The organism is Pseudomonadota bacterium (assembly GCA_010028905.1).
Lineage (GTDB): Bacteria > Vulcanimicrobiota > Xenobia > RGZZ01 > RGZZ01 > RGZZ01.
Genome location: RGZZ01000624.1, coordinates 1 through 2,460 on the forward strand (window position 1 = coordinate 1; position 2,460 = coordinate 2,460).

Here is a 2,460-nt window from a genome sequence, read left to right on the forward strand (position 1 = left end):
CACCCCCACACCGTCGCGACAATCCGCCCCCGCACCCCCCGCGATCCGCGGAGGAAAGCGCCCGCTCCGCGGTCAAATGGCCATCTGCACCGAGGAGGCCCCGATGTCGGACGTGTCACGTGAAGAGCTCCTGCGCCGTCTGTACGACCCTCAACTCGTAGTGGTCGACGTACTCCCCCCCGATTCTTGGGGGCTCCGCCACATCCCGGGCGCGATCAACCTCCCTGTCGACGAGATCAAAAGTCGAGCCGCAGCCGTTCTGCCCGACCGCGACCGCGAGATCATCCTTTACTGCGGCACCTCGACCTGACCGCTCGCGATGCAGGCCGTGCGCCTGCTCACAGACCTGGGATACACGAACCTTCGCCACTACACAGGAGGCATCGCCGACTGGGTCGACCACAACCTCCCCGTAGAGGGGATCCGACGCGTCCAGGCGATCTCATTCACGCCAAGAACAGGCCTGACAGCTGCCCTCGAGGCGTTGGGAAGTCGCTCTTTCAGCCAGCTCGCCACCATGTGGAGCGTCATCGTGATCGTCTCCGCCGCGCTCTTCTGGCTGGCCTGCGCCCTGCCGGGCCACGGGCTGGTGCAGGGAGGCCAGCCCCTCCCCTTCGATGGGCGAACCCTCCTCGACGCGCTCTACTTCAGCGCGGTCACCGCCACGTCGGTGGGCTACGGCGACGTCACTCCTGTCGGCGCGGCGCGCATCATCTCGCTCTTGGAAGCGGTGTTCGAGCTCCTGTTGTTCGGTGGCGTGGTGTCGAAGTTCGTCTCGAGCCGACACGATCGTCTCATCGAAGAAGTCAGCGAGAGCACGTTCGAGAACGAGCTGGGACGCATCCGCACCAACCTCCACCTCGTCCTGATGGAGCTGCACGCCCTCGGCGACGTCGTCAGCACAAACGTCCCGCACCCTCGCCTGGGAGATCGGGTCGAGAGCGGAGCGGTGGTGTTCCTCGGCGAGATGCGCGCCATTCACGCACTGCTCTTCCGCTCACGGCACGAGCCGGAGGAGCTCGTCATCGAGACCATCCTCGCTTCGCTCGAGAGCGGCCTGCGCGCGTGGTCTGATGTTCTCGCCGCCTCCCCTGGCGCCTTCACCCTGTCGCCCCTCATGCGCCAGTCGATCGAGAAGATGATTGGCCTATCGGCCGACATCTGCAGCGACTGCGTTCCCCGCCGCTACACAACCGACCTCGCCGCCCAGATGGACCGCGTGCAATCCGCCGGACAGGCGCTGCGCGGGCATCTCCTGGCCCCCTGAGACGAAGGGCAGAAGCAACGCTGATGCACGACGCGCAGGTCCCGCTGATGCACGACGCGCAGGTCCCGCTGATGCACGACGCGCAGGTCCCGCTGATGCACGACGCGCAGGCCTCGCTGAATCTCATCAACCTCCTCCGCCTCGCCCGGCCCCTTCGAAAAACCATGCCCGTTGACAACACCCCCACCGAAGGTAGACCACTCCCACGCCGCGAGCTTCGTAGGATCAACCCGCCAGCCAGGAACCCGTAGTCACCCACGCCCGAAGTCCCAAGCCCCAGCCATCGACGTCAGCAGGCTCTCTCCACCACGACCTCCCGGCCACCAATCCACATCCGCCCCCTCAACATCTCCCCCAGCTCTGCCCTCCCAGGTTCTGCGTGAACTTTGCAGAACACGTAATGTAAAACGGCCAGAAACAACGATTTCCAAAGGTTCTATGCAAACCCGACCAGAACACACTGAAGCTTTGGCGGCCTCAAGACCATCTCTGCATCAAGGCAAGCCACACGTCACCCGCCGTCAGCCGCATTCACACCCACGCAACAAATCGTTCAGAAGATCGGCCCATCCCATCAGCGCTTCGTCAGCACCCAGGCGCTTCTTGACCTACGCCACGGTGAACGTGGCATGCTCAGCCTGGTGACCGCAGCGTCAGGCCCGCAAGAAGAGCGCGTTGTGAATGATCTGGTCCGCCGCATCGACGGCCACGTTCACAACATCAACGCAAACCAGCAGCAATCCACGCGTGAGATCGACGCCATGAAGGGCAACAGGGGCGAGAACCATGGCGATGTCGAAGCAATGCAAGCGGTAGTCTTCAAGCGACAACAGACCATGATCGGCACGCAGCTCAAGGTGCGCCGTCTGGATGGGGCCACCAACGGCAGGTGCGTGAACACGAGGAACGCGAACACCGACATCGGTGAGCTGCGCGACACGTTCGCAAGCCTCCACATCGTTCTCAACGCTCACGCCCGCCGTCTCGGCGACCTCGAAGAGAAGCAGGCGTCGTGGGGCTCGCAACAAAGCACTCGACACTGTGTCTCCACCCCAACGCGCTGTCGCTTCTTCAGATAGACCATCCCCCCAGACAAGAGTCTCGCCACACTTTTGTTCGGGCGTGATTCTCACCGAACATTCGCACTACAGCGTGATTTCTCGTTCTTAGCGAAGCCTGTTCGATATAGTGTG

General features: G+C 63.3%; 4 protein-coding genes. All 4 read left to right on the forward strand.

The window, feature by feature from the left end; genetic code table 11:
- Positions 1–76: 76 nt before the first annotated feature.
- The 4 genes from EB084_23660 to EB084_23675 all read left to right on the forward strand — a co-directional run bounded on the left by EB084_23660 (position 77) and on the right by EB084_23675 (position 2,346).
- Entirely contained in the window at positions 77–310 is a 234-nt protein-coding gene (locus tag EB084_23660; protein NDD31259.1) for a rhodanese-like domain-containing protein, read from the forward strand.
- 207 nt (positions 311–517) lie between these two features.
- Entirely contained in the window at positions 518–1,267 is a 750-nt protein-coding gene (locus tag EB084_23665; protein NDD31260.1) for a two pore domain potassium channel family protein, read from the forward strand.
- Positions 1,268–1,290: 23 nt separating this feature from the next.
- Positions 1,291–1,518 (forward strand): hypothetical protein, encoded by a 228-nt coding sequence (locus EB084_23670; GenBank protein NDD31261.1) that lies wholly within the window; start codon positions 1,291–1,293, stop codon positions 1,516–1,518.
- A gap of 378 nt (positions 1,519–1,896) precedes the next feature.
- Positions 1,897–2,346, forward strand: a complete 450-nt coding sequence (locus EB084_23675) for a hypothetical protein (protein NDD31262.1) — start codon at positions 1,897–1,899, stop codon at positions 2,344–2,346.
- Positions 2,347–2,460 lie beyond the last annotated feature (114 nt).

Excerpts from the sequence above, each read along its gene's own strand:
- EB084_23670 (NDD31261.1), top strand. The coding sequence starts at position 1,291 with ATGCACGACGCGCAGGTCCCGCTGATGCACGACGCGCAGGTCCCGCTG.
- EB084_23660 (NDD31259.1), top strand. The coding sequence starts at position 77 with ATGGCCATCTGCACCGAGGAGGCCCCGATGTCGGACGTGTCACGTGAA.
- EB084_23675 (NDD31262.1), top strand. The coding sequence starts at position 1,897 with ATGCTCAGCCTGGTGACCGCAGCGTCAGGCCCGCAAGAAGAGCGCGTT.
- EB084_23665 (NDD31260.1), top strand. The coding sequence starts at position 518 with ATGTGGAGCGTCATCGTGATCGTCTCCGCCGCGCTCTTCTGGCTGGCC.